21 protein-coding genes are annotated in these 25034 nt (G+C 68.2%); 15 read left to right on the top strand and 6 right to left on the bottom strand.

Features of this window, described 5'->3' with window-relative positions:
• Positions 1-5 precede the first annotated feature (5 nt).
• The 4 genes from EV653_RS11765 (at position 6) to EV653_RS11750 (ending at position 3569) form a co-directional block, all read left to right on the top strand.
• Positions 6-977 carry a ring-cleaving dioxygenase gene (locus EV653_RS11765; RefSeq protein ID WP_134101472.1) on the top strand — a complete coding sequence of 324 codons (972 nt, stop codon included), beginning with the start codon at positions 6-8 and terminating at the stop codon, positions 975-977.
• Positions 977-1615 carry an alpha/beta hydrolase gene (locus EV653_RS11760; RefSeq protein ID WP_134101469.1) on the top strand — a complete coding sequence of 213 codons (639 nt, stop codon included), beginning with the start codon at positions 977-979 and terminating at the stop codon, positions 1613-1615. The genes EV653_RS11765 and EV653_RS11760 overlap by 1 nt, the downstream gene beginning before the upstream one ends.
• Before the next feature lie 177 nt (positions 1616-1792).
• Entirely contained in the window at positions 1793-2767 is a 975-nt protein-coding gene (locus EV653_RS11755; protein ID WP_134101467.1) for a glycoside hydrolase family 16 protein, read from the top strand.
• Positions 2768-2831: 64 nt separating this feature from the next.
• On the top strand, positions 2832-3569 hold the full coding sequence (locus EV653_RS11750; protein WP_134101464.1) for a GntR family transcriptional regulator: 738 nt from the start codon (positions 2832-2834) through the stop codon (positions 3567-3569).
• 9 nt (positions 3570-3578) lie between these two features.
• Here EV653_RS11750 and EV653_RS11745 read toward each other — a convergent pair whose 3' ends face one another.
• The gene (locus tag EV653_RS11745; RefSeq protein ID WP_134101461.1) at positions 3579-4910 is read right to left on the bottom strand and encodes a vanadium-dependent haloperoxidase; all 1332 of its coding nucleotides are present in this window, start codon (positions 4908-4910) and stop codon (positions 3579-3581) included.
• Between the two features lie 135 nt (positions 4911-5045).
• On the opposite strand from EV653_RS11745, the gene EV653_RS11740 reads away from it, so the two are divergent.
• The 7 genes from EV653_RS11740 (at position 5046) to EV653_RS11710 (ending at position 12747) form a co-directional block, all read left to right on the top strand.
• Entirely contained in the window at positions 5046-5666 is a 621-nt protein-coding gene (locus EV653_RS11740; RefSeq protein WP_202871555.1) for an RNA polymerase sigma factor, read from the top strand.
• Between the two features lie 2 nt (positions 5667-5668).
• Positions 5669-6358, top strand: a complete 690-nt coding sequence (locus EV653_RS11735) for a Rieske (2Fe-2S) protein (RefSeq protein ID WP_238159812.1) — start codon at positions 5669-5671, stop codon at positions 6356-6358.
• Between the two features lie 454 nt (positions 6359-6812).
• Complete coding sequence (locus EV653_RS11730) at positions 6813-7109, top strand: cupredoxin domain-containing protein (protein ID WP_134101455.1); 297 nt, start codon at positions 6813-6815, stop codon at positions 7107-7109.
• Complete coding sequence (locus EV653_RS11725; protein WP_134101453.1) at positions 7106-8053, top strand: metallophosphoesterase family protein; 948 nt, start codon at positions 7106-7108, stop codon at positions 8051-8053. The genes EV653_RS11730 and EV653_RS11725 overlap by 4 nt, the downstream gene beginning before the upstream one ends.
• Positions 8050-8466 carry a hypothetical protein gene (locus tag EV653_RS11720; protein WP_202871554.1) on the top strand — a complete coding sequence of 139 codons (417 nt, stop codon included), beginning with the start codon at positions 8050-8052 and terminating at the stop codon, positions 8464-8466. Before EV653_RS11725 ends, EV653_RS11720 begins: the two co-directional genes overlap by 4 nt.
• An 82-nt stretch (positions 8467-8548) precedes the next feature.
• Positions 8549-9877 (top strand): NAD(P)/FAD-dependent oxidoreductase, encoded by a 1329-nt coding sequence (locus EV653_RS11715; protein WP_202871553.1) that lies wholly within the window; start codon positions 8549-8551, stop codon positions 9875-9877.
• Positions 9878-10005: 128 nt separating this feature from the next.
• Positions 10006-12747, top strand: a complete 2742-nt coding sequence (locus tag EV653_RS11710) for an ATP-binding protein (RefSeq protein WP_202871552.1) — start codon at positions 10006-10008, stop codon at positions 12745-12747.
• On the opposite strand, the gene EV653_RS11705 is transcribed toward EV653_RS11710, so the two are convergent.
• Positions 12727-14043, bottom strand: coding sequence for an NAD(P)/FAD-dependent oxidoreductase (locus tag EV653_RS11705; RefSeq protein WP_134101450.1), 1317 nt, complete (start codon positions 14041-14043; stop codon positions 12727-12729). The genes EV653_RS11710 and EV653_RS11705 overlap by 21 nt on opposite strands.
• 195 nt (positions 14044-14238) lie before the next feature.
• Between EV653_RS11705 and EV653_RS11700 the strand changes: the two genes are divergently transcribed.
• The 3 genes from EV653_RS11700 (at position 14239) to EV653_RS11690 (ending at position 18799) form a co-directional block, all read left to right on the top strand.
• Entirely contained in the window at positions 14239-16986 is a 2748-nt protein-coding gene (locus EV653_RS11700) for an ATP-binding protein (RefSeq protein WP_134101448.1), read from the top strand.
• A gap of 138 nt (positions 16987-17124) precedes the next feature.
• Positions 17125-17868: an SDR family oxidoreductase gene (locus EV653_RS11695; protein WP_134101445.1), complete on the top strand. Its 744-nt coding sequence runs from the start codon at positions 17125-17127 to the stop codon at positions 17866-17868.
• A gap of 37 nt (positions 17869-17905) precedes the next feature.
• Positions 17906-18799 (top strand): SDR family oxidoreductase, encoded by an 894-nt coding sequence (locus tag EV653_RS11690; protein WP_134101441.1) that lies wholly within the window; start codon positions 17906-17908, stop codon positions 18797-18799.
• Between the two features lie 24 nt (positions 18800-18823).
• Here EV653_RS11690 and EV653_RS11685 read toward each other — a convergent pair whose 3' ends face one another.
• On the bottom strand, positions 18824-19669 hold the full coding sequence (locus EV653_RS11685; RefSeq protein WP_134101438.1) for an alpha/beta hydrolase: 846 nt from the start codon (positions 19667-19669) through the stop codon (positions 18824-18826).
• A gap of 75 nt (positions 19670-19744) precedes the next feature.
• Positions 19745-20188, bottom strand: coding sequence for a nitroreductase family deazaflavin-dependent oxidoreductase (locus EV653_RS11680; protein ID WP_134101435.1), 444 nt, complete (start codon positions 20186-20188; stop codon positions 19745-19747).
• A gap of 210 nt (positions 20189-20398) precedes the next feature.
• Between EV653_RS11680 and EV653_RS11675 the strand changes: the two genes are divergently transcribed.
• Positions 20399-21016, top strand: coding sequence for a TetR/AcrR family transcriptional regulator (locus EV653_RS11675; protein WP_202871551.1), 618 nt, complete (start codon positions 20399-20401; stop codon positions 21014-21016).
• 76 nt (positions 21017-21092) lie between these two features.
• Here EV653_RS11675 and EV653_RS11670 read toward each other — a convergent pair whose 3' ends face one another.
• Both EV653_RS11670 and EV653_RS11665 read right to left on the bottom strand, forming a co-directional pair.
• Complete coding sequence (locus EV653_RS11670) at positions 21093-23267, bottom strand: S8 family serine peptidase (protein WP_134101432.1); 2175 nt, start codon at positions 23265-23267, stop codon at positions 21093-21095.
• Positions 23264-24868 (bottom strand): copper resistance CopC/CopD family protein, encoded by a 1605-nt coding sequence (locus EV653_RS11665; RefSeq protein ID WP_166679360.1) that lies wholly within the window; start codon positions 24866-24868, stop codon positions 23264-23266. Before EV653_RS11665 ends, EV653_RS11670 begins: the two co-directional genes overlap by 4 nt.
• Between the last annotated feature and the right edge of the window lie 166 nt (positions 24869-25034).

Genomic DNA, 25034 nt, shown 5'->3' with positions numbered 1-25034 from the left:
ACGTCATGGCTGATTCGGTTGCACCGCACGGACTCCATCACGTGACGGCGATAGCGGAGGATCCGCAGCGCAACGTCGACTTCTACACGACGGTGCTGGGGCTGCGTCTGGTGAAACGAACCGTCAACTTCGATGCCCCGGACACCTATCACCTGTACTACGGCGATGCCTCGGGCCGGCCGTCGACCTTGCTGACGTTCTTCCCCTGGCCCGGAGCGCCGAACGGGAAACAAGGCACCGGCCTCACCACAGCCACCGCCTTCAGCGTTCCGCCGGAGTCTCTCGGTTGGTGGCAGCAACGACTCCAGACCCTCGGCGTCGACGCGGACGCGCCGGTCGCCGGCGCCGACGAGGAGATCTTGAGACTGCGCGATCCCGACGGCTTGGTGATCGAGTTGGTCGCCTCCGACGGTGACAGCCGGTCCGGTTGGGACGGCGTCGCGGCCATACCGTTCGACCAGGCGATCCGAGGCCTCTTCTCGGTGACCATGACCGAGCAGCTGCTCGATCCGACGGCCGAGATGCTCGACGGCCTGCTGGGGATGCGGCACGGCCAGGACACCAAGGACGGAACCCGATTCGTCATGTCGGGCGGAGCCGAGGGTACGGCGGTGGACGTCCGCCCCAGCAACGAGAATCGCGGAGTCCAGGCCGCCGGAACGGTCCATCACATCGCGTTCCGGGCGCCGGACGGCGAGACCCAGGCGAAGTGGCGTCTCGAGCTGATCGAGGCCGGAGTACAGGTCACCGAGATCCTCGACCGGCAATACTTCACCTCGATCTACTTCCGCGAACCGGGCGGGGTCCTGCTGGAGATCGCGACCGACCAACCGGGCTTCACCGTGGACGAACCGCTGCTCGAGCTCGGCCAGCACCTGAAGCTTCCGCCCTGGCTCGAACCGAACCGCGAGCAGATCGAGAACACGCTGCCGTCGCTGCGCGTGCCACCGGCTCCGAAGCCGGGCGAAGACGGCTGATGAGCGACGACCCGCTCCGGCGGCCGCACGTCTGGCAGCCGGGCTCGTCCGCGCCGCCGCTCCTGCTGCTGCATGGCACAGGCGGCGACGAGCGCGATTTGCTGGTACTGCGCGAGCACCTGGCGCCGGACGCTCCCGTGCTGTCGCCGCGCGGGACGGTGTCCGAGCAGGGGATGGCTCGGTTCTTCCGGCGGCTCCGCGAGGGTGTGTTCGACGAGGACGACATCCGGTTGCGTGCGGACGAGTTGGCCGACTTCCTCGCCGCTGCGGAGACGAAATACGACGTACCCGCTGGTTCCTGGGTGGCGGTCGGCTTCTCCAACGGGGCGAACATGGCGTCCGCGCTGCTCCTGCGCCACCCTGAGTCGCTCGCCGGCGCGGTGCTGCTGGCCGCGATGGTTCCCTTCGCGGAGGACGAGCCTCGGGACCACGCTCTGGCCGGCAAGCGGGTGCTGATCGTCAACGGTGACAGCGATCCGATGGCAACGCCCGACCAGACGAGCAGGCTGGCCGAGCAACTCCGCCGACGAGATGCCGACGTCGAGCTCCTGCCGTTCTCCGGCGGCCACACCATCGATCCCGGTCAACTACCTCGCATCAAGAAGTTCATCCGGACCGTCGGGGACGGAAAGTGGTAAATACCCCACGGCCCGGGACAACGTGTGGGGTTCAATTGTTGGTATTTACCAGTGAACAGGCGACGATTCTTCGCCAATACTGCTGCGGTTGAAACTCTTGCAGTTCACTCTTACGGCATTCATGCTCGACCCTGATCGGCTTCCGCCCGTCCTTGCCGTGAAGGAGACCCAAGAGCCATGTCACGTCAGCGAACGACCATCTTCCTCGCCGCCGCCGCGTCGATCGCCTCGGTGGTGAGCGGCGCCTCGGCTGCCGCCGGCTCGACCGACCAGACCGACCGCAAGGCAGGCGCCTGCGGCGTCTTGTTCGACGACTTCCAGTACACCGCGGCCACCGATCCTGCGCTCGCCGACCACGGCTGGAATGCGCGCAGTGAAATGGGTGGGCCGGGGGTACCGGGCACAGCCTGGCCGGCAAGCAACATCTCCTTCGTCACCACCGACGGCCAGAAGGTTGCGCAGCTCCGGGCGACGACCAACGGCACGGTCGCCGGGACGACGAACGCCGAGCTCCGACGGACAACGATGAATCTGCGGAACGGGACCTACGCGACCCGCGTCCGGTACACCGACAAGCCGGCCACCGGAACGGACGGCGACCACATCAACGAGACCGCGTTCGCGATCGGCCCGACGAAGTTCGACTACGACCCGATCTACAGCGAGCTCGACTTCACCGAGTACCTGCCGAACGGAGGCTGGGGAGAGACCGGCCCTGTCAACTTCCAGACGAGCTGGCACACCTTCCGTGAGGACCCGTGGGACGCACGGACGGCGGAGGCTCGCCAGGACCGGTCGCTCGACGGCTGGCACACCTACGTCACGCAGGTCGGCAACGGCCACGTGAGGTACTACATCGACGGCAAGCTCACGGCCGACCACACCGTCGACCAGGACGGCAACACCGTGCTGCCGCGTCAGGACATGAGCATGAACTGGAACCTGTGGTTCATCGATCTGGACGGGCACCAGGGCACGTCGACGAGTGAGTACCGCGAGCAGGTCGACTGGGCGTACTACGCCAAGAACGACACGGTCTCGCCCACACAGGCAGACGCCCGCGTGGAGAAGTACCGCAAGCACTCCACCACCTACGAGGACTCCTTGAGCAACGCCGGGAGCTGCGAGAACTACCAGCCGCCGGAGCACTGAGCCTCTGGCCCGAGCGCTGCGGCGTAACATACGAGACCTTCCGGCAGAACCAAGGAGGGTCCTCGTGGCAGGCAGCCTGCGAAAGCGAGACCGGGCGCGCGAGCACCTGTTGGGGCTGGTCGAGTCACGAGCGGTCGGCCAGCCCATCCCGTCCGAGCGCCAGCTGTCTGCCGAGCTCGAGATCTCCCGGCCCACGCTCCGAGCAGTGGTCGACGATCTGGTGCGCGACGGCCGGCTGGTTCGCGAGCACGGCCGCGGCATGTTTGTCGGTAGCCCCAAGGTCGCGCAACAGATCAGCGGCACCCACGGAGCGACGTACCCGACGGCACCCGGGACCTGGACCAGCAGGGTTCTCAGCCACGCCACGATCCAGGCCGGCACCTTGGTCGGCAGCCGGCTGCGCGTTCCACCGAACACCGCCGTACTGCGGATCGCCAGGCAGCGCTTCGTCAACGACGACCCGATCTGTCTGGAGACCATTCACGTCCTGCAGGAGATCGTCGCCGACTTCGACGTCCGTGCGATCGAGCAGAACTCGTTCTACGCGCTGCTCGAAGAGCGGTACGGCGTGATCCCGACCGACGCCGAACAGACCCACGCGGCTGCAGCGGCCGACGCCACCGAGTCGGCCCTGCTCGGCGTCGGCCTGGAAGCTCCGATTCTGGTCGTGGAGCGAACCACCCGCGACCAGAACGGCCGCAGGTTCGAGTTCACCCGCGCGGCCTACCGCGGCGATCGCTACCAGATCACAACCCACTTGAACCTTTCCAAGCCACCAGCCGCTCCGGCGAACGCCGAATAGCCGCGACTGTTACGGCCGCAGGCCCGGCTGGGTGAGGACGGACCTGGCCAGCCTGTGGCCGAGTTCCTGGCCGGCGTAGTGGTCGAGCCTGGTGTGGACGCCGGCGTACAGGCGACTGAGTCCGGCCTCGTCGGCGATGGCCTGCAAGGAGCGGAACCTCCGGATGACGCCCGGAAGCGCGTCGGACGTGACCGCGAGCCGCAACCGCGGATCGAATTCCTGACCCAGCACGGTAGCGGCGGTCTGCGAGACCACACTGTGCGCGCCTGGGTACGACGGGTCGGCCGGTGTGGTGGCCAGCGGGTTCCAGCCCGGATTCGCGGTGGTGGCCGGGTTGCCGTCCTGGTCAGCGATCCGGATCGCCGTGATGGGCCGCCAGATCCGGAAGTGGTACTTGGCGTCGTAGAACGCGATGACCGCGTCGGCCAGGGCCAGGTTCAGATGCGCGAACACGCGCGCCGCGCGCACGAGGTCGTTGCCCTCGGCACTGATAGCCGTCTGGGTGATCTCGTTCCAGTAGTTCCAGATCGGTGCTGCCCAGAAGTTGGCCTGTTCGGTCTGGTCCTCGCCGCGGCTGCCGCTCGTGTCCTGGCCGAGCCGTTGGACCTCGTTGATCGCCGCGGCGTACCGCCGGCTGCCGAGGTCCGGATACGCTTCCGGGCGGAATCGGTCGGCCCGCTTGATCAGGAACGGCCTGACGGCTGACCAGTGCGTGAACACGGCGGGGGAATTGGCGGGCGGCGTCGGCCGGTACTGGCCGGGTTCGGTGCCGGGAGGCAGTGGCGGCGGGACGGCCGCCGACCCGTCGTCGGCGCGCAGATCGAGCAGGAGACGAGCGGTGAGCCGGCCTGCGGTGATGCCCGCTTCGCGACCTGGCGCGTGGCCGAGGGCGCGCACTTCGTCGGCGAGCCGGTGGCCCAGATCGACCGCGGCAGCCGGATACAACGCGGCGAGAATGTCATGTCCTGCTTGGGCTGCAGCGGCAACCGGGGATGCTCCGGACGCCGTGTGCACCGCGAAGAGGTACGGCGTACCCTTCCCTGTGGTGGCTACCACAGCGTTATGGATCGCCGCATGCAGGAGTGCGAAGCTACGGGTCGGATGAATCGTGGGCGGCTGCAGACCTGCTGTGCGGACGATCTCGAGCAGTGCCTGGTTCCAGGCGATCACAACGTCAGCACCCGTCCGGGCTTGTCTGGTCGCTTCGAGGGACGGAACGCGGGCAGCCGTCTGAGCCGTCTGGGCAGCAGCGAAGCTGGTGCTTGTTGCGCCGACGGCTACGGCCGCGGCAGTCGTGCCACCGGCGATCAGTAGGCCGCGACGTGAGACTGGAGAGGTCACGATGACTCCACGGAGAAGATTCGATGGACATCAAGGGATAGCCGGACGGGTTACAGGCGGGCACTCGTGTAACCCGCGCACGTATTACAGGTGTGGTGTTGTGGCGGACCTGACGTGCGAAGTGGACGGTGACGGGTGGCGGGACAGAAGGTGTGGGGACGGCGCAAGCTCGACGGGGGAGCGGACTCTGAGTCGGACTCGGTGTCGGTGTCGGTACCCGCGGCCGCAGCGGTTCGTCTTCACGTGGTGACCGAGGACAGCTATTCCGACTGGGAGGCTGTCTACAACGACAATGTGGGCCGGGTCTACCGGATGATGTTCGCCAAGGTGGGCAACCGTCCCGACGCGGAGGATCTCACCGCCGAGGTGTTCGTGACGGCGTTGCGGCCGTTGCAGCTGTCGGCGAGCGTCGGCGAGGTCAGGGCGTACCTCTCGGCCACCGTGCGAACGGTGCTGGCGGCGTACTGGCGGCGAACACTGGGCCGGGAGATCACCCGGCTCGAGGAGGACTGGGCGCTGACCGAGCCGGTGACCGACACCGGCGACGGTGGCGACAGCGGCGCGGTCGCCCGGGCGGAGGCGATCCTGGCGGAGCTGCCCGAGCGGTACCGGCGCATTCTCCAGTTGCGGTTCATCGGGTCGTGTTCGTTGAAGGAAGCCGCGAAGGAGCTGGGAGTCACCGTGGGCAACGCGAAGGTCCTGCAGCACCGGGCGCTTCGGCAGGCCGCGGCTGTGGCAGAGAGAATGGAGGTGTGACCATGCGCGGAGTACGCCGATTCGTCGAAGATCTATTGAGCCGGCGTCGGACGAAGCCTTTCGCTGTCGACGCTGCAGACGAGTCACAGATTCGGACCGCGATCGCCTTGCGCGCTGCCGGTCCCGACGCCGAGCCGAGCGACGAGTTCGTCAGCTCCCTGCGCGAGCGCTTGCGGACCGAGCTGGACGATGCGCCGCCGGTGCCGGAGGTGCGGGAGGTGCGCGGCAGCCGTCGCCGGTTCGTGCTGTCGATCGCTGCAGCCTCTGCGGCATCGGCCGCGGTCGGCGTCGGCGCCGAGATGGCGCTGAGCGGCTCCGGGGGAGCGGTGACGGCGGAGCCTGGCGACGCGACGGTCACGCCCGACAACGGGGAATGGCGCGGGATCGTCGCGGTCAAGGACCTGCCGGACGGTGCAGTGCGGCCGTTCGACGTAGGCAGCATCGTCGGCTTCGTGCACCGCTCCGGTGACGAGCTGAACGCCGTGTCCGGCGTCTGCACTCACCTGGGGTGCAAGCTCGCCCTGGACGGCCCGGCGCGCCGGTTGAAGTGCCCCTGTCACAGTGCCACGTTCGGCGTCGACGGCGCGGTGGTGCAGCACCGGCTCCCGGTCGCCCTGCCGCCCTTGCCCAAGCTGATGGTCCGCGAATCCGACGGTGTGGTCCAGGTCTTCGTCCCACCCCGCCAGGCGTAACCAACCACCGTTCACCACGGACTGAGGGCCGGGCGAAGTCTCCGTCACGACAACCGCCCGGCCCTCGGCGCGCTGGGTAGAACAAGGCGGAACGCGTCGTACCGGTCGCTGTGTACCTGCCCGGCTGCCCGCCGCGGCCGAAATGTTGCTCGACGCACCTACGCGACAGCATCTACACCGGCCTGCGCTGCGTCTGTCAGCCCGTACGACGACACGATCGAGTAGAGCACTCGCTGCGTTGCGGGGCGCAAGAAGGAAGCCGCACCAGGTGTAACCAGGCCGGCTATTTATGGGCATGAGAAGCATTCGTTTAATACGACCCGCCGTTACTGCGCTCGCGGCGACCGGTGGTCTGATAGCCCTCGCCGCTTGTGGAAGCACCGATAACCAGTCCGGAGCGGCGCCGGCCGCCGCCTCGTCCCAGCCGTCTCCCGCCGACTCGGAGATGCCTGGTATGTCCATGTCGCCGGCCCCCGCGGCCGGTGCGCCGGTCGCGACCACCTCGGTGGCCATCAAGGGGTTCGCCTTCGGTCCCCAGAGCATCAAGGTCAAGGTCGGCGCCACGGTGACGTGGACCAACGACGACCAGGACCCGCACACGGTGACCAGCCAGAACGGTAGCGGCCCGTTGAAGTCGAAGACGCTGCAGAACGGCGACAAGTTCCAGTACACGTTCACCAAGGCCGGCACCTTCAACTACCTGTGCACCATTCACCCCTTCATGACCGGCACGGTGGTGGTCACCGCATGAGCGTCGAGGACGATCAGAGCCCGGAAGGTATGACGCGTCGTCAGTTGATGCGTCACACCGCGTGGTTCGGTGCGGCCGTGGTGCTGACGGTGGCGGGTGGCGAGGTGATCAGCCAGGTCACCGGCCCCGGCGAGGCGCCCGCCGCGCTCGCCAATGATCCGAACGCGTTGCGGTTCATCCAGATCAGCGACAGCCACCTGGGCTTCAAGGGCACCGCGAACACAGCCGTCGAACAGTCGTTCACCGAGGCGATCGACCAGATCAACGCGCTGCCGTACCGCGCGGACTTCGTCGTACACACCGGAGACCTGACGCATCTCTCGACGCCCGCACAGTTCGACCAGGTCAAGCAGATGATGAGCGGCCTGAACACCGGGCATGTGTTCACGGTCCCGGGTGAGCACGACTCGGTCGACGATCACGGCCAGAAGTACCGTGCTGCCTTCGGCAAGGGCACCGCCGGCGACGGCTGGTACAGCTTCGACATGCACGGAGTGCACTTCATCGCGCTGGTGAACACGCTGGGGCTGGAGTCGCTCGGTCACCTCGGCACCGAGCAGCTCGCGTTCGTCCAGAAGGACGTCGCGAAGCTGTCGTCGGACACCCCGATCGTCGTCTTCAGCCACATCCCGCTGTTCGCGCTCTATCCCAAGTGGGGTTGGGGAACCAACGACGCCACCCAGGCACTCAGCTACCTCAAACGGTTCTCGTCGGTGACCTGTCTCAACGGCCACATCCACCAGTTGTTCACCAAGACCGAAGGCAACGTCACCTTCCACAGCGCGACCACTACCGCCTACCCGCTGCCTCACCCCGGCGAGGCTCCGGCACCGACGCCGGTCACCCTGCCGGCCGGAAAGCTGAAGGACGCGCTGGGCATCCGCGAGGTCCAGTACCTCGAAGGCACCGACCGGCTCGCGATCAAGGACGTGAAACTGGCATGAAGATTCCCCGCCGTACGCTCGAGGCCCTCCCGCTGTCCATCTGCCTCGCGACCAGCGGCTACATCCACGCGCAGCTGTACGTCCGCAGCTACCACTTCATCCCGACCATCGGGCCGTCGTTCCACTGGGATGCCGCGGCCTCGATGGCAGTCGCTGTACTCCTCCTTATCCGCAATGCCGGCGTACTCCGGATCCTCGCTGCCGGGCTGTGTCTGAGCGGTCTCGGCGGGTTCACGCTGTCGCGCACAGTGGGCCTGTTCGGATTCACCGAGCGCGGCTGGCAGCCCTCACCGCAGGCTCCGCTCAGTGTGGTGGCCTGGGTGGCCGCGCTTGTTCTGCTGCTGGTCCCTGCGATCCGACAGTTCCGAGAGCACCAGGACGCTGGAGAACATGTTGCCGTCGGCCACCAGTAATCGGCGGGCCCGAATCGATCGAACGGAGTGCCTTGCAGGTATGGAGAATTATCAGCATCAAGCCGTAGTGCTGGGGGGAAGTATGGCCGGTTTGCTCGCCGCGCGGGTGCTGGCCGAACACTTCGAGCGAGTGATCATCGTGGAGCGTGACGAGCTGAGCGGGGAGTGGGCCGGTGATCCGGTGGCCGATCCGCGAGAGCGCGAGGTACGGCGCGGCGTACCGCAGGGCCGGCATCCGCACGGAATGCTGACCGCCGGGCTCAATGTGGTCGAACAGCTGTTCCCCGGAGCGACCGACGAGCTGATCGCAGCCGGTGTGCCCAGTGGTGACGTGCTGGGCAACGTCCGGTTCTGCACCAACGGGCACCGGCTCCGACAGGTGCCGATCGGGATGACCGCACTCTCGTTCAGCCGGCCCTTCTTCGAGAACTACGTACGGGCGAAGGTCCTCGCGATGCCGGGTATCGAGCTGCGCGCGGGCACGGACATCGTCGGGATCGACGCCGATCCCGAGTCCCGGCGAGTGATCGGGGCGTTCGTGCACCGTCGCGACGCGGCCGGCGTCGAAGCCGTTCCGGCAGACCTGGTCGTCGACGCGACCGGCCGTGGGTCGCGGACCCCACGATGGCTGACCGAGCTGGACTACGTGCGTCCGCCCGAGGAGAAGGTCCAGCTCGACCTCGCGTACGTGTCGCGGCACTACGAGGTCGACCCGGAGGCGCTCGAGGGTGACATCGCCATTGTCATCGGTCCGTCCGCGGTTGCTCCGCGAGGGGGAGCTGTCATGCTGCAGGAGGCCGGCCGAGCGGTCGTCACGTTGTTCGGCATCCTCGGGGACCACGCCCCGCTCGACGATCCGGGGTACCGGGCCTACGCCCGCGGGCTGCCGTTGCCGTACGTGACCGACGTCATCGAGCGGTCGAAGCCGCTCGACGATCCGGTGAAGTTCCGCTATCCGGCCAGCGTGCGGCATCGGTACGACCTGTTGCAGCGGTTTCCCAAGGGTTTGGTCGTCGTGGGTGACGCGATGTGCTCGTTCAACCCGATGTACGGGCAGGGTATGTCGGTGGCGGCCGTGCAGGCGCTGCGCCTCGGTGACGCACTGCAACGCGATGGCGTAGCCGGGTTCGACGCGCTGCGCTTCTTCCGGGCAGTGCGGCCTGTCATCGACATACCGTGGCAGATCGCGGTAGGCGGTGATACCGCCCTGCCCGGGGTCGACGGACCGAGCGACACCCGGACGCGACTGGTGAACCGCTACCTCGACCGGCTGTACGCCACCGCCGCGCACGACGAGGTGGTGTCGGTGGCCTTCAGCCGGGTGACGAACCTGCTCGACCCGCCGACCGCATTGTTGCGCCCGGCAATCGCCGCCCGCGTCCTGACCCGCCGACGCTCCGCGGCGGCCTGAAGCGCCAGCGACGGTGCCGTGCTGGTGGTTTCGCTGAGTGGTCAGGCGTCCTGCGTCCCGGGGGGTGTTTCGTGGTTTCCTCTCGGGACCTGATTGCCCGTTGCGTGCTTGCCGGTAAGACTGTGGCCGTGCCCATCTTGCGGGGGCGTGAGTCCGAGTGCCGGCAGCTGCAACGGCTGGTCGGTGCCGTTCGTCACGGTGACAGCCGGGCCTTGGTGATTTCCGGCGAGGCGGGGATCGGCAAGTCCGCGTTGCTCGCGTATCTGGAGGCCGAGGCTTCCGGCTGCTCGGTCGTGCGGGTGGCCGGGGTGCAGGCGGAGATGGAGCTGGCCTATGCCGGGTTGCATCAACTGTGTTCGCCGCTGCTGGATCGGCTGGACCGGATCCCGGTGCCGCAGCGTGACGCGCTCCGCACTGCCTTCGGCCTGGGGGCCGGGCCGGCGCCGGATCGCTTCCTGGTCGGCCTGGCGCTCTTGAGCCTGCTGGCCGCTGCGGCGGCCGAGCGCCCGCTCGTCTGCGTCGTCGACGACGCGCAATGGCTCGATCGCACGTCGAGCGAGACGCTTGCGTTCGTGGGTCGCAGATTGCTGGCGGAGTCGATCGCGCTGGTGTTCGCGCTGCGCGACTCTGCCGACGTCCAGTCGTTCGCGGGGCTGCCGCAACTGGTCGTGGGCGGCCTGCCGCCGGACGATGCGAAGGACCTCCTGGCGGCGGCGATTCCCGGACCACTGGATGAGGCGGTGCGGGACCGCATCGTCGCCGAGACACGCGGGAATCCACTCGCACTGCTGGAGTTGCCTCGAGGCCTGAGCTACGCCGAGCTGGCAGGGGGCTTTCGCCTGCCTGAATCGCAGGACCTGTCGGACCGGATCGAGTCGAGTTTCCAGCGCCGGCTCGACGTACTGCCGTCCGATACCCGCCGGTTGTTGCTGCTGGCGGCCGTCGACCCCACCGGCGACCCGGCGCTGCTCTATCGCGCGGCATCCGGCCTCGGTATCAAGGTGGATCAGCACGACCTGACCGGATTCGGTGGGCTGCTCCAGTGGGGCACGCGGGTGATCTTCAGCCATCCACTCGCGCGGTCGGCTGTCTTCCGAGCGGCGGCACCTGAACAGCGCAGGGAGGCATACCGTGCGCTGGCCGAAGCCACCGATCCGGTGCGCGACGTGGACCGCCGGATCTGGCATCTTGCGCAGGCTACGCAGGAACCCGATGAAGGCCTGGCCGCCGAACTCGAATGCTCCGCCCAACGGGCACAGGCGCGCGGGGGTGTGGCCGCGGCCGCTGCCTTTCTCGAACGAGCGACACAACTGACCCCGGACCGCACGCAGCAGGTACGGCGTGCCCTCGCCGCCGCGCGCTTCGAACTCCAGGTCGGCGCACCGGACTCGACGTACAGGATGCTCTCGATTGCCGAAGAGGGTGACCCCGACGATCTCCAGCGCGCACACATTGACCTGCTGCGAGCAGAAGCCGTCTTCGCGTCGAGCCGTGGTCACGAGGCTCCCAGACTCCTCCTGAACGCCGCACACCGGCTGGAATCGCTGGATGCCAAGCTGGCTCGGGACACCTACCTGGACGCGCTCTCCGCCGCGATGTTCGCCGGGCGACTTGCCGTTCGCACCGGCGTCGGCGTGTCCGAGGTGGCCCAGGCCGCGCGGCGGAGCCCGCGTCCACACGAGCCGGACCATGCTGACCTGCTCTTCGATGCGCTCGCCACCCGCTTCACCGACGGGTACGCCGCGGCGGTTCCGCTGTCGAAGCGAGCGCTGCGTGCCTTCCGCAGTACTGACCTCACGCTGGAGGAAGGCCTGCGATGGTCCTGGCTCGCCGATGCGATCGCGGCGGACCTGTGGGACGACGAGAGTTGGGACGTTCTCGGCGGCCGCCATGTCCGGTTGGCCCGGGAGGCCGGAGCCCTTGGTGAGCTTGTCCTCGCGCTCAACTCGCGCATCGTTCTCGAGCTGTTCGCGGGTCACTCCGCGACAGCGGTGGCGCTGACCGACGAAGCGAGTGTCGTGACCGAGACGATCGGAGCGGCCTCGGTGCCGTACGGCGCCCTCTGGCTCGCGGCCTGGCAGGGCCGCGAAGAGGACGCATGCGAGCTGATCGGGACCCGGTCGGCTGAGGCGGCTGCCCGTGGTGAAGGAATCGGCCTGACGGTGGCTCAGGCAGCCCGCGCCGTACTCCTCAACGGCTTGCAGCAGTTCGACGGCGCGATGGCCGAAGCCCGGCTGGCCGGCGAGTCTCCACAGGAACTGGCGGCCTCCAACTGGGGACTGACCGAGTTGATCGAGGCAGCCGTCCGCACCGGCCACGACGAAGTAGCTGCTGACGCGTTCGCACGCCTCTCGCAGATGACAAGTGCGAGTGGCACGGAGTGGGCACTCGGACTGGAGGCTCGGTCCCGTGCGTTGATCAGTGATGACGACAGCGCGGAACCGCTCTACCGCGAGGCGATCGATCGGCTCGGCCACACGCGGGTGCGGGCCGAGCTGGCCCGGGCCGGCCTGTTGTACGGCGAGTGGCTGCGCCGCCAGGGCCGCCGCCAGGAGGCCCGTGAACAGCTGCGGGCGGCGTACGAGATGTTCACCGAGATGGGAGCCGGAGCTTTCGCCGAGCGAACCCGTCATGAGCTCACCGCCATCGGCGAGAAGTTGCGCCGGCGCGTTGTCCCTACGGCCGGCCAGCTGACCGCTCGGGAAGCACAGGTCGCCCGCCTGGCCCGGGACGGGCTGTCCAATCCCGAGATCGGCGCGCGCCTGTTCCTGAGCCCCCGCACCGTCGAGTACCACCTGAGCAACGTCTTCGCCAAACTCGGCATCACCTCCCGGCACGAGCTCGACCGTCTACCCAGCGGCGTCCGATAGCGACTGGCTCTCGATGGACGGGCTCGTGCACTCGAGCCGGACCCGGCTTGCGTCGACCAGGCCGAGCTGTACTGCGCGCGGCGGCATGATCGTGTTGATGGCCCAATCTGTTGAGGTACGAGTGCGGTTCCCCGGCAGGGAGTAGAGGTGGTAGCCGCGGGTGACTGTCTTGGCGGCCGGGCCGGAGAGCGGGACGTGCAGCGGGTTCGCGGCTGCCTGGAAGCCACCCAGATCGACCAGGAAGCCCAGGTCATGATGCTTGTAGGGCTGCAGATCCTCCCCTCGAAGCGAGGCCACCACGTTCCGGGCTGCCAGCTTGCCCTGCCGCTGGGCATGCTGCGCTGTCATCCCCGTGATCGAACCCGGACGCGTGACATCGGGCACCGCCGCGCAGTCGCCGACGGCGAACACGTGCGAGCGGCCGCGCACCACGAGTGTCTCGTGGACCTGGAGCCGGCCATGATCGGTGGGCAGTGACAACGCGTCGACGAGTGGGTCCGGGCGTACGCCGACGCACCAGATCAGCGATCGGGTGGTGATCTCCTCACCAGTGGTCAGCCGCAAGCACTCCGGCCCCGCGTTGTCGACGGACTGCCCGAGGCGTACTTCGACCCCACGCTTGCGCAGGACCCGCTCGGCGGTCTTCGACATGCGCGGGCTGAGTCCCGGAAGGAGCCGGTCGGCGAGGTCGGCAACCAGCCAGCGCATCGGCTGGTTGCGCAGGGCAGGAAGCTGACGAACCAGACGTTTGGTCAGCAACTGACCCTGCGCGACGACCTCGGTCCCGGTGTAGCCGGCGCCGACCACGACGAACGTGCACCTCGCGTCACGCTCGTCGCGGTCACTGGTGACGGCGGCGAGCTCCAGCTGCCGGGTGATGTGGTCGCGCAGGAACAACGCCTCGGAGATGCTGCGGAACCCGTGGGCGTACTCGGCCACCCCCGGGATCGGGAGCAGCTTGTTCACGCTGCCGGCGGCGAGTACGAGACGATCGAAGTCCGTGACGTTGAGCCGCCCCTCGGGGTCGGCCCATTCGACCCGGTGACCGTCGATGTCGATGTGCGTGGCGGTCCCCAGCAGCAGTTTCACCTTCGGCAGCCGGTCGGGCAGCGACACGCAGATCCGGCGCGGTTCGAGGATCCCTGCCGCCACCTCGGGCAGCAACGGAACATAGAGGAAGTAGTCGGTCGGATTGATCAGCACGATCTCGGCGTCGGGAGCGTGCTTCTGCAGACCTCTGGCGGCGTGGTAACCCGCGAACCCGGCACCCACGATCACTACACGTGGAACGCTCATCGATAGTCAGGGGCCCGGAACCGTGAGGAGCCCGGTTCCCCGTCCTCCTCTCGAACGGTACGGCGGAGTCTTCCGCCTCCGGATCAGCCTGCAAGCCGACAGCGGGCATCGCATCCGGGAGGCACGGGGCCGACACACCGGGGCTGCCGGGCCGGGGCTCTTGGCCTCCGAATCGAAGGACGCTACGTTGCCAAGATGCTGGTCGGTCGGCGCACCGAGTGCCGTCACCTCGACGAACTGCTGGACACCGTGCGGAACGGCACCAGCCGGTCGGTGCTGATCCGGGGAGACGTCGGCATCGGCAAGTCGGCGTTGCTGGAGTACCTGGTGGCAGAGGCGTCTGGGTGCCGGGTCGTGCGGGTGGCCGGAGTACAGGCCGAGTCTGAGCTGGCGTTCGCCGGACTGCATCAGCTGTGTGCGCCGCTGCTGGATCGCCTCGATCGGATTCCGGTGCCGCAACAGGACGCGCTCGGCACGGCGTTCGGCCTCCGGGCCGGCCCCGCGCCGGACCGCTTTCTGGTGGGTTTGGCCGTCTTGAGTCTGCTGGCGGCTGCGGCGGCGGAGCGTCCGTTGATCTGTGTGGTCGACGACGCGCAGTGGCTGGACAGGATCTCGGCGGAGTCTCTGACGTTCGTGGGTCGTCGCTTGGTGGCCGAGTCGGTCGGGCTGGTGTTCGCGTCGCGTGACCCGGTGGATGAGCAGGTGTTCGCCGGGCTGCCGCAGTTGGTGCTGGACGGGCTGCGTCCGGACGATGCGCGAGAGTTGCTCGCGGCGGTAATTCCCGGAGCGTTGGACGAGCAGGTCCGCGACCGCATCGTCGCCGAGACGCGCGGGAACCCGCTTGCACTGATCGAGCTGCCCCAGGAGGTGAGCTACGCCCAGCTGGCTGGTGGTTTCGGCTTGCTGGACGCCAAGAGCCTGACGGGCCGGATCGAAGACAGCTTCCGGCGCCGACTCACGCCGCTGTCGCCCGATCTGCGCCGATTGCTCCTCGTCGCCGCCATCGAGCCGATGGGGCAACCTTCGCTCGTACTCCGGGCGGCACAGCGGCTCGGTATCGCCGCCGACACGCTGGACCGGCCCGAGTTTGCAGGTCTGCTGCGAGCGGGGGAGCGGATCACGTTCCGCCATCCGCTGGTGCGCTCGGCCATCTACCGGGAGGCGACCCCGGAGGAACGCCGGGAGACACATCGTGCGCTGGCCGACGTCACGGACCCGGCCGACGACGCCGATCGCCGGGTGTGGCACCTGGCCCACGCAGCGAGCGGCCCGGACGAGGATGTGGCCGCCGAATTGGAGCGGTCGGCCGGCCGCGCAGGCGCGCGGGGTGGGCTTGCGGCGGCGGCCGCGTTTCTCGAGCGCGCCGCCCGGCTGACGGTCGACCCTGCGCGCCGTTCTGGCCGGGCGCTGGACGCGGCACAGGCCAAGCTCCAGGCGGGTGCGTTCCCGGCGGCTGTTGATCTGCTGGCCATGGCCGAATCCGGCCCGTTGACTGAGCTCGAGCAGGCGCGTGTCGACCTCATGCGGGCCCAGCTCGCGTTCGTCACGAGTCGGGGCAAGGACGCGCCCCCACTGCTGTTGAAGGCTGCCAAACGCCTCGAGCCGATCGACATCGAGCTGTGCCGGGCGACGTACTTGGACGGGCTGACTGCGGCAATGTTCGTGGGCGCGCTGGCGAGTCCAGGAGGCGGCACCCTGGATGTGGCTCGCGCTGCCGGTACGGCGCCGCAACCGCTGCACCGCTTGCGGGCGCCGGACCTACTGCTGGACGGCCTGGCAGCAAACTTCAACGAGGGATATGCGGCCGCAGCGCCGGTGCTGCGGCAGGCTCTGGCGGTTTTCGGCAGCGATATGTCCCCTGACGAGGAACTGCGGTGGCTGTGGTTGGGGACCGAGGCCGCTTTGCACCTGTGGGACGACGAGGCGTGGCACCTGCTCTCCGCTCGGTACGTCGAGCTCGCGCGTGCGGGCGGCGCGTTGAGTGAGCTTCCGCTGGCGCTCAGCACGCGCGCGTACATGCTGCTCTTCGCCGGCGACCTGGCCGCGGCGACGTCTTTGGTCGACGAGGGACATGCGGTGACCGAGGCGACGGGCAGCAGCCTGGCGCCGTACAGCGCCATGGCCCTGGCCGCGTTGTCCGGACGGCAGGACGAGGCGTCGGCCCTGATCGAGACCACGATCAGAGAGGTGACTCGCCGGGGTGAAGGCATCGGGATAGCCGTTGCGCACTGGACGAACGCGGTCCTGTGCAACGGACTCGGCAACTACCCCGAGGCGGCGACCGCCGCCGAGGAGGCACTCCGTCATCAGGAGTACCCCGGTCTGCGGTATCCCGGAGTGGCGAACTGGGCCGTGACAGAGCTGATCGAGGCGGCCGTGCGCAGCGGCAGGCATGAGACCGCCGCCGAGGCCTTCGACTGGATCGCCACGATGACGGGGGCCAGTCGCACCGAGTGGGCGCTGGGCTTGGAGGCGCGGTGCCGCGCTCTGCTGACGGAGGGCGAAGACGCCGAGAAGCTGTATCAGGAGGCGATCGCGCGGCTGCGACGTACGCGGGTGCGTGGAGAGCTGGCGCGGGCCACGTTGCTGTACGGGGAGTGGCTACGCCGGCGGGGTCGCCGCGTGGACGCGCGAGATCAGCTGCGCATGGCCCACGAGATGTTCAGCTCGATGGGCGCGGAGGCGTTCGCCGAGCGGGCGCGCCATGAGCTGGTGTCCACAGGGGAGAAGGCGCGTAAGCGGACGGTGTCCACCAGCAGCCAGCTCACGGAGCGGGAGATTCAGGTGACTCGGTTGGCCCGCGACGGGCTGTCCAATCCCGAGATCAGCACCCGGCTCTTCTTGAGTCCGCGCACTGTCGAGTACCACCTGGGAAACGTCTTCGCGAAGCTCGGCATCAGGTCCCGCCACGAGCTCAGCCGCTGGTCCGGAGACCTCCGGTAACGAGGTCCTGGGCTGCGCTGCCGGACCCCGGGTGGAACCCCGGGTGTCCACGGGGGCCACGGGCACCGATGTGGGGTGATGGTGAAGCCATGCGAACCGCCGCGGAGTACCGCGGCTTCCTGATCGGAGGGAATCGACATGGCCAATCCCAGCAATCCTCCCCGGGTCGCGCTCGTCACCGGCGGGTCGGGCGGCATCGGCCGCGAGGTCTCACACCGGTTGGCCGCCGACGGGATGAGCGTGCTGGTGCACTACGCGGGCAATCAGGTCACGGCCGACGAGATCGTCAAGTCGATCTCGGACGCCGGCGGGACCGCAAGCAGCTACGGGGCCGACGTCGCCGACGAGCTGCAGGTCGCTGAGCTGTTCGACACCGCGGAGCAGTTGTACGGCGGTGTCGACGTGGTGGTGCACACCGCCGGCATCATGCTGCTGTCGCGGCTGACCGAGTTCAACCTCGAGGACCTGGACCGGATGCATCGCATCAACATTCGCGGCACGTTCCTCGTCAACCAGCAGGCCGCCCGCCGCATCCGGCGGGGCGGGGCGATCATCAACTTCTCGTCTTCGGTCGTCAAGCTCGCTTTCGAGGGCTACACCGGGTACGCGGCCTCCAAGGGCGCTGTGGATGCGATGACGCTGATCCTGGCGAAGGAACTGCGTGGCCGCGATGTCACGGTGAATGCCGTAGCACCGGGTCCGACGGCGACGGCACTGTTCCTCGACGGCAAGGACCAGGCCACCATCGACACCCTGACGAACCTGGCTCCGCTGCAGCGGCTCGGCGTACCGGGCGACATCGCCGAGGCCGTCTCCTTCCTCGCCGGACCGGCCCGCTGGCTCAACGGGCAGGTCGTCTACGTCAACGGCGGCGTCGTGTGAGGCTCCCGCCTTCCCAACCACCACCAGGAGATCAGGTATGTCCAGGAACATCGTCGTCACCGGAGCCTCGAGCGGGTTCGGTGCGATGGCAGTGCGTGTCCTCGGCGACGCGGGTCACCGTGTGTACGCCGGAATGCGGAACACCACCGGCCGCAACGCTGCCGCCGTCGGCGCGCTCGCGGAGTACGCCAAGAGTCATTCGGTCGACATATCCGCCGTAGAGATGGACGTCACCGATCAGGAGTCGGTCGACGCCGCGGTGAAGCAGATGGTCGAGGAAAGCGGCCATCTGGACGTGATCGTGCACAACGCCGGACACATGGTGCTCGGCCCGGCCGAGGCCTTCACGCCGGAACAGCTCGTGGAGGTCTACGACATCAACGTGTTGTCCACCCAACGCGTCAACCGCGCGGTCCTTCCGCACCTGCGCGAGCGGGGCGACGGGTTGCTGGTCTGGGTCGGTTCGTCCAGCAGCCGCGGCGGCACTCCGCCGTACCTGGCGCCGTACTTCGCGGCGAAGGCTGCAGAGGATGCCCTTGCGGTGAGCTACGCCGCCGAACTGGCCCGGTTCGGCATCGACACCACGATCATCGTGCCGGGTTCTTTCACGACCAGTACGAACCACTTCGCCCACGCCGGGCATGCCGCTGACTCCGAGGTAGCCACGGCGTACGACGCCCGTTACGCCGGCCTGATGGATCAGGTCGCCGCACGTCTGGCCGAACTGGCTCCCAGTAACGCAGACCCGACCGAGGTTGCACGCCAGATCGCACGCGTTGTGGACCTGCCGAAAGGCGAGAGGCCGTTCCGCGTCCACATCGACCCGGCCGACGACGGCGCAGAGCGGGTCAACCAACTGGGCGACCAGGTCCGCGAAGAGTTCTACCACCGGATCGGCCTCACCGACCTCCTCACGCCTAGCCTGCAGTGAGATTGGGTTCGGAGCTGTGCCGGTTCAGAGCAGAATTGTCCGCAGCCAGGCCGCTGTAGTGGCCAGCGTGGGCGCGCTGTCGAACTTCGTGTCCTCGTGTCCTGCGTTGGCCAGGAGCTCGAACCGGCTTCGTGCACCGGCATGAGTGAGTGCTTGGTGGAGGGAGAGACTCTCTGAGGAGAGAACTATCCGGTCGCGGTCGCCGTGCGCGATGAGGAACGGTGGTGCCTGCGGCGATACCCGCGACAGCAGACTGAATCCGCGGGCCCGCTCGATGAGCTCGGCCGGATCGGAAGTGCCCAGCAGGTCCGCCTCGAACCGGAACGGAATGAGTCTTGCCTCGAGCTCGCTCCGAGCGGCCGACGACGCGAGATCCGCCGCGCCGAACCAGTGGACCACCGCCTGCACAGCACTGGACTGGTCGAGGTTGCCGCCGACCGCACCTTCCAGCGCGCTGTCGCCTTCGGTCAAGGCCAGCAGGGAGCCCAGATAGGCTCCCGCCGAACTGCCCCAAATGCCGACTCGCTGAGTGGGAAGCCGAAGCTGGGACGCGTTGGCGCGCAGCCATCGCACAGCTCCCTTGAGATCGTGCAGCTGCTGGGGAAACACAGCGTGCGGTGCCAGCCGGTAGTTGACCGACACAACGGTCACGCCGTACGCCGCGATCGGCGCGAGGCGCTTGGCGCCGTCCTCGGCTTTGTCGCCGTGGATCCATCCGCCGCCGTGTGCGTAGACAACGACTGGCGCATCCGGTCGGGCCGAACGATAGATGTCGAGACCCAGCTCGGCACCATCGACGCTCGCGTATACGAGGTCGCGCTCGACCACGACGTCGTCCTCGGCCACTCCAAGTCCCCCTTGCTGTGACATGTCGGAGCCTCCCGAATGCTCTACGGACAAAGCCACTGTCGCACCTCGAACCGCGACTCCGACGCGGATCTGGCATCAAGCGGCGGGTGGTTCGGGCTCGAGGACGACTACCGGGATCTGGCGGTCGGTGCGGTCCTGGTAGCGCCCGTACCCGTCGTACACCGCCACGATTCTCTCCCACAGCGCCGAACGCTCAGTTCCGGTCGCGGTGCGCGCCATCAGAGGTCGCGTGCGGCCGCGCAGTGTGACCTGAACGGCGGGGTTGGCGCGCAGGTTGTGGTACCACGCGGGATGCCGTTCGTCCCCGCCGAAGGATGCGACCAGGACGACCCGGTCGTCTTCCACGATCGGCGCCGCCAAGGTCGTCGTACGTCGCTGTCCCGATCGCCGCCCGATGGTCTGCAGCCCGACGATTGGCATCCCCATCGCCCGCCCGAACAGCCGGCCCTTCGATCCGAGGAACACCGCCAGATGCAGTCTCGTGAAGACCTTGTAGAGCCTGTCCTTCAGCTGCGTCATGTCGATTCCTCCAGCGTGGTGGTCCCGCCCGTATCGCAACTTGAAGTTGCGATGACCAGCCTGCCAGGTCAAGACGCGGATCGCAACTCCGAGTTGCGATACGATGGTCCGCACACGATCGGACAACAGCCCGTCGACCGCGCGCAGCGTGAGCGCGGCGACCGGCTGACCGGGGGGCGCGGCAACGAGCTCCGGGGCCAGGGAGGCGCGATGCCGTCAGCCGAAGGTGCGCGTCCGGTCGGCCGTGGCCCGAAGGTGCGGGCCGCAGTACTCGACGCGACCCTGGCCGAGCTGGCCGAGGGCGGGTACGCCGCGCTCACGATCGACAACGTCGCGCGCCGTGCCGGCGTCCACAAGACGACGATCTATCGACGCTGGCCGGACCGCGAGGCACTGGTCGGCGACGTGCTCGGCGAACACATCGCGATGGAGCTGCCGATTGCCGATACCGGCAGTCTGGCCGCCGACCTCCAGCACCTCGCGGAGGCGTTCGTCGCGTGGGTGGCGAGCCCGCCGGGCCGAATGATCTTCACCGCGATCTACAGCGACGCGGCCCGCATCCCCGGCATCGCGGAGACCCGACGTGAACTGTTCGAGTACGGCCCCCGCCGAGCTGGTGTAGTCGTCGACCGCGCCATCAACCGCGGCGAGCTCCCCGCAGACACGGACCCCGCCGCAGTCATCAGAACCCTGATCGCACCCATCTACTTCCAACTGTCCGTCCTCGGCGAGCCCCCCACCAAAACCACCGCCGCCCAGTCAGCCCAAATCGCCCTATCCGCCGCCCAAGCCGGCGTCTTCAGCCGGACCGCGGCCAAAAGAACCTGACACCGTGGCCTCGCCACCGCAGTCCCGGTGCGGTAGCCGCCTCCGCGGGCCCTCGCGGTGTCCGAGGGCGCCCGGGTCAGCGGATGACCAAGGCTGCCGTCGTCTGGTGGGTTAGGGAGCCGGTGGTGGCGGTTAGCTTGATGGTGAAGGTGCCTCGTGTGGTGGTGGACGTTGTCCGGATCTTCACCGTGGCAGCGCCAGAAGTGGTTACCGGGTTGCCGGTCCAGCTTGTTGTCACGTTCGATGGGAGGCCGGATGTGCTCAGCGTGACCGCGCCCGTGAAGCCACCCGTCGGCGTGATGTTTGCCGTGTACGTCGCGGTCTGACCACGAGTGACTGTGCTTGAGGCTGGGCTGATAGCCACCGCGAAGTCCGGCCGATTCACGACCAGGCTCACGCTGACCTGGTGGCTGAGCGAACCACTCGTACTGGTCACGGTCAGGGCGTAGGTGCCGGCCGGCGCCGATGCCGACGTAGTGATGCTCAGTTGCGCGCTTCCACCACCGTGTACGACGGCCGGGCTCACGGTCGCGCTTCCGACGGCTGCCGGAAGGCCACTCACGGCCAACGACACATCACCGGCGAACCCGTTCGTAGGGCTGACAGTCAAGGCAAAGGCGGTGGAGCCGCCGGCGCTGACGACCCGGCTGCCGGGAGACGCCGCGAGGCCGTAGTCCGGGGGCGGTACGACGGTCAGTGACGCCGCGACACTGTGGCTAAGACCCGCGCTCGACCCGGTGATGGAAAGCGCAGTCGTACCAGGGGTTGTCGGCCCAGTGACCGTAAGCACGGAGGTGCCAGACCCACCGGACACCACCGACGGATTGAAGCTCCCCGCGAGACCGCTGACCGAGAGCGCGACATCCCCGGTGAACCCACCGCTCCCGGACACTGTCGCCGTATAGCTCGCAGTGCCACCAGGTAGCACACTCGCAGCTGCCGGCGTCACGGTGATCCCGAAGTCAGGTGTACTCCGGAGCCAGTTGTACGACGCCAGCACGTCAAGTCGGCCCGACCCGTAGTCGTTGTCCGGCCCCGGCGTACCCAGATCGACCGCGCCCGCCTGCAGCGCGTCCCGTTGCCGATCAGGCGTCAGCCCGGGTGATGCTTGGAGGAGAAGAGCCAGCGCCCCGGCAACGTGTGGTGCGGCCAACGAAGTGCCGGAGACGTCGAGGTACCCGCCGTACAGATCGGTCGTGCGGATATCTGTGCCTGGGGCAACCAGTTGCGGATAGATTCCCTGCGTACATCCGGACGGTCCGCGGCTGCTGTATGGATCGATCAGCGAGTTGTCGTCGACCGAGCCGACGGCCAACGCCTCGGGATTGTTCGCCGGACTGGCTGACGTACCCGTAGTCGGGCCGTAGTTGCCAGCGGCAAAGACGGGAAGGATTCCGGCCGCGCGGAGGGTGCGCAGATCCGGCTGGAACTCCAGGCTGCAACTGCCCGCGCTCATCGTCCACGAGTTGTTCACGACGTTCGGCGCATCCGCCGTCGCGGGGTTGCCGTCCGGGTCGAGCAGCCACTGGTAGCCGAGGTGGATCGCCGTCGACGAGGCCTGCCCGCGGTCGTTGAAGATCTTCACCGCGATCCAGCGCGCGTCCGGCGCGACGCCGATCGACGTACCGCCGGCGTCGCCGCCGACCATCACTCCCATCGTCTGGGTTCCGTGCCCGGCCAGGTCGACCGGAGTACTGCGATGCTGGCCGTTCGGGTCGTACCAGCTGTTGGTCCCACCGCGCCAGCGGGCGGCAAGTTCGGGATGGCTGATGTCGACGCCGGTGTCCATCGATGCCACGACCATGCCCTGGCCGCGGTAGCCGAGGTCCCACAGCGCCGGAGCGTTCACCTGGGCCACGTTCGGCTCGATGCCGCCGGCAACCTCCGCGGCCGGCGCCTGGATCGTCGTACTCGGCCGGACCTCACGGACATCAGGACGTCGCGCCAGTTCGGCGGCCACACTGGCACGGACGTGCGCGCCGATCGCGTTGACGATCCACAACGGCACGACCGACGTGGCCTTTCGGGTCGCCAGCAGAGCGCGGGCGCCGCGCTGGGTCACGTCGGCATGATCCCGCAACGCCTTCTCCAGTTGGCGAAGCCGCTCGCGCCGGTCCGGTGCGTTGATCGTTGGGGTCGCCTGCGATTTCATCACGACGATGACATCGACGAACGGATCAGGAGCCGGTGTGGTGAGAGTCGTCCCGGACAGTCCGATCGAAGCGGCAACCGCAGCAACCAGAGATCTCATCGTCTACCTCCATGTCCCCGAACGAGCCACCAGGCACAAACCACGACCCCGAGTTCGAGCACCAACAACGCCGCGACGTCGACGTACGGCGCCAACCGCTGCCCTGCCGCCGACCGCACCGCCGGCGACGACACCTGCCAGTCGATGGGTACGGCGTACTCCTGCCCGCCCCGATGCAGTACTGCGACCATCCGCACGGCGCCGGCGGATCCGGCCTGGTACGTGGCGAAGTACCGCGTGCCGGTCAAGTGCTGCAGGCCGACGGTCTCGCCACCGATCCGGAGGTCGACACTGTCGAGCGGCGCCGGCGCCGGTCGGCGGGTGCTGTCGGCCAGGACCGTCAGCCAGTTCACCCCAGGCTGATTGGGAGTCGCCGACACCGTGACGACCAAGTCGCTGACGAAGCCGCTCCGGGTCACCTCCGGCTCGACGCCGGAGGATCCGGAGGACACCGTGGAAGGTGGCGCTTGACCGATCAAAGCGGCGACGGCAATCAACAAGACCGCACCGACGGTGCTCTCGGCGGCAATAGTGCGTCGCGGGACCGAACGTCGGCGCAGACGCCAGGCATTCAACAGCCCCAGAACGCCCATGCCCACCAGCAGCGCTGTCTTCGCGAGGAGCAAACGTCCGTACGACGCGGTCACGAGCGACCGGGGAGTGGCCACCTCGCGGCCGGCGCTGTAGAGCCCCGACGCGACCAGGAGCAGGACACTGCCCGCGGCCAGGACCGAGAACGGGCCGCGGAGTTGCCGCGCCAGTTCCGCACGCGGAGCCCGCCAGAACACGACGAGGAGGGCCGGGACCGCACCTAGCCAGAGCAGCCCGGCCAGCGCGTGTACTGCGCCCGCAACGAGTGCGAAGCTCCGACCGGACGGGAGCGCGGCCGCATGGCTGCTGGTTGCCTCCAGCCATCCGAGTACGCCCAGTGGTACCAGAACCGCTACTGATGCGACGCGTCCCGCGAGCACAAGCACGACCAACGCACACAGGCCCGCCAACGTGATCAGCTGCAATCCCGAGTGATGGATGACGAGGGCAACAACCGCAGAGGCGAGTGACGTGACCAGAAGTCGTTGCCGTGCGGCCAACGAGACCGGATCCGACGGAGCGCGGAGCACGAACACAACCAGTGCGAGCGGCCCCACCACGCCGGCTAGAGCAAGCAACCACAGCCATCGCTGGACCAGACCACCCGGACCACCGGACGCAACTGTCACCAAAGCTCCGGAATGACCGATCGAGAACGTGACCGTCCCACTTGTCGTATGACCGTCCCGAGCTGCAACGGCTTCCCAGAGCAGGCCGTACGATCCGTCGGTCAGCCTGGGCAGTTCGACCGCGAGCGCTCGCCGATCACCGGAGTCGCGGACGGCTTGCGTTCCAGGCATCGTCGTACCGCGTTCGTCGACCAGTCGCGCCGTACTGCGGGTTGGATCGACATCGCCGCTGAACCAGAGCCGGGCCAGTCCGGGGGACTCGGCGAGCACGGCGCCGTCGGCCGGGTCCGAGCGGACCAACTCGGTATGGGCGAACGCGACCGACGGCAGCGCGCAGAGCAGGAGCACGCTGACCAGCAGCAGCACACAGCGATGCCGCACGGGCTTCCCCTCCCCGTCGGCGCTGTGCGCGCCATCAAGGGACACCCGACGCCGACAGCCCGACGATCCCGACGATAAGGACGGCAGCGGGCGATCGGCCCGGTTCATGACGCGACGGTCATTTCATGACCGGACCGTCATCCCGGCCGGCGGGACCGGATGACCG

Origin of the sequence: Kribbella pratensis (assembly GCF_004365355.1) — a bacterium.
Taxonomy (GTDB): domain Bacteria; phylum Actinomycetota; class Actinomycetes; order Propionibacteriales; family Kribbellaceae; genus Kribbella.
This window is presented reverse-complemented; position numbering and strand designations above follow the sequence as displayed.

Coding starts and splice junctions, on each gene's coding strand:
- EV653_RS11765 (WP_134101472.1), top strand. CDS start 6: ATGGCTGATTCGGTTGCACCGCACGGACTCCATCACGTGACGGCGATA.
- EV653_RS11760 (WP_134101469.1), top strand. CDS start 977: ATGAGCGACGACCCGCTCCGGCGGCCGCACGTCTGGCAGCCGGGCTCG.
- EV653_RS11755 (WP_134101467.1), top strand. CDS start 1,793: ATGTCACGTCAGCGAACGACCATCTTCCTCGCCGCCGCCGCGTCGATC.
- EV653_RS11735 (WP_238159812.1), top strand. CDS start 5,669: ATGCGCGGAGTACGCCGATTCGTCGAAGATCTATTGAGCCGGCGTCGG.
- EV653_RS11730 (WP_134101455.1), top strand. CDS start 6,813: ATGTCCATGTCGCCGGCCCCCGCGGCCGGTGCGCCGGTCGCGACCACC.
- EV653_RS11725 (WP_134101453.1), top strand. CDS start 7,106: ATGAGCGTCGAGGACGATCAGAGCCCGGAAGGTATGACGCGTCGTCAG.
- EV653_RS11720 (WP_202871554.1), top strand. CDS start 8,050: ATGAAGATTCCCCGCCGTACGCTCGAGGCCCTCCCGCTGTCCATCTGC.
- EV653_RS11715 (WP_202871553.1), top strand. CDS start 8,549: ATGGCCGGTTTGCTCGCCGCGCGGGTGCTGGCCGAACACTTCGAGCGA.
- EV653_RS11705 (WP_134101450.1), bottom strand. CDS start 14,043: ATGAGCGTTCCACGTGTAGTGATCGTGGGTGCCGGGTTCGCGGGTTAC.
- EV653_RS11700 (WP_134101448.1), top strand. CDS start 14,239: ATGCTGGTCGGTCGGCGCACCGAGTGCCGTCACCTCGACGAACTGCTG.
- EV653_RS11695 (WP_134101445.1), top strand. CDS start 17,125: ATGGCCAATCCCAGCAATCCTCCCCGGGTCGCGCTCGTCACCGGCGGG.
- EV653_RS11690 (WP_134101441.1), top strand. CDS start 17,906: ATGTCCAGGAACATCGTCGTCACCGGAGCCTCGAGCGGGTTCGGTGCG.
- EV653_RS11685 (WP_134101438.1), bottom strand. CDS start 19,669: ATGTCACAGCAAGGGGGACTTGGAGTGGCCGAGGACGACGTCGTGGTC.
- EV653_RS11680 (WP_134101435.1), bottom strand. CDS start 20,188: ATGACGCAGCTGAAGGACAGGCTCTACAAGGTCTTCACGAGACTGCAT.
- EV653_RS11675 (WP_202871551.1), top strand. CDS start 20,399: ATGCCGTCAGCCGAAGGTGCGCGTCCGGTCGGCCGTGGCCCGAAGGTG.
- EV653_RS11670 (WP_134101432.1), bottom strand. CDS start 23,267: ATGAGATCTCTGGTTGCTGCGGTTGCCGCTTCGATCGGACTGTCCGGG.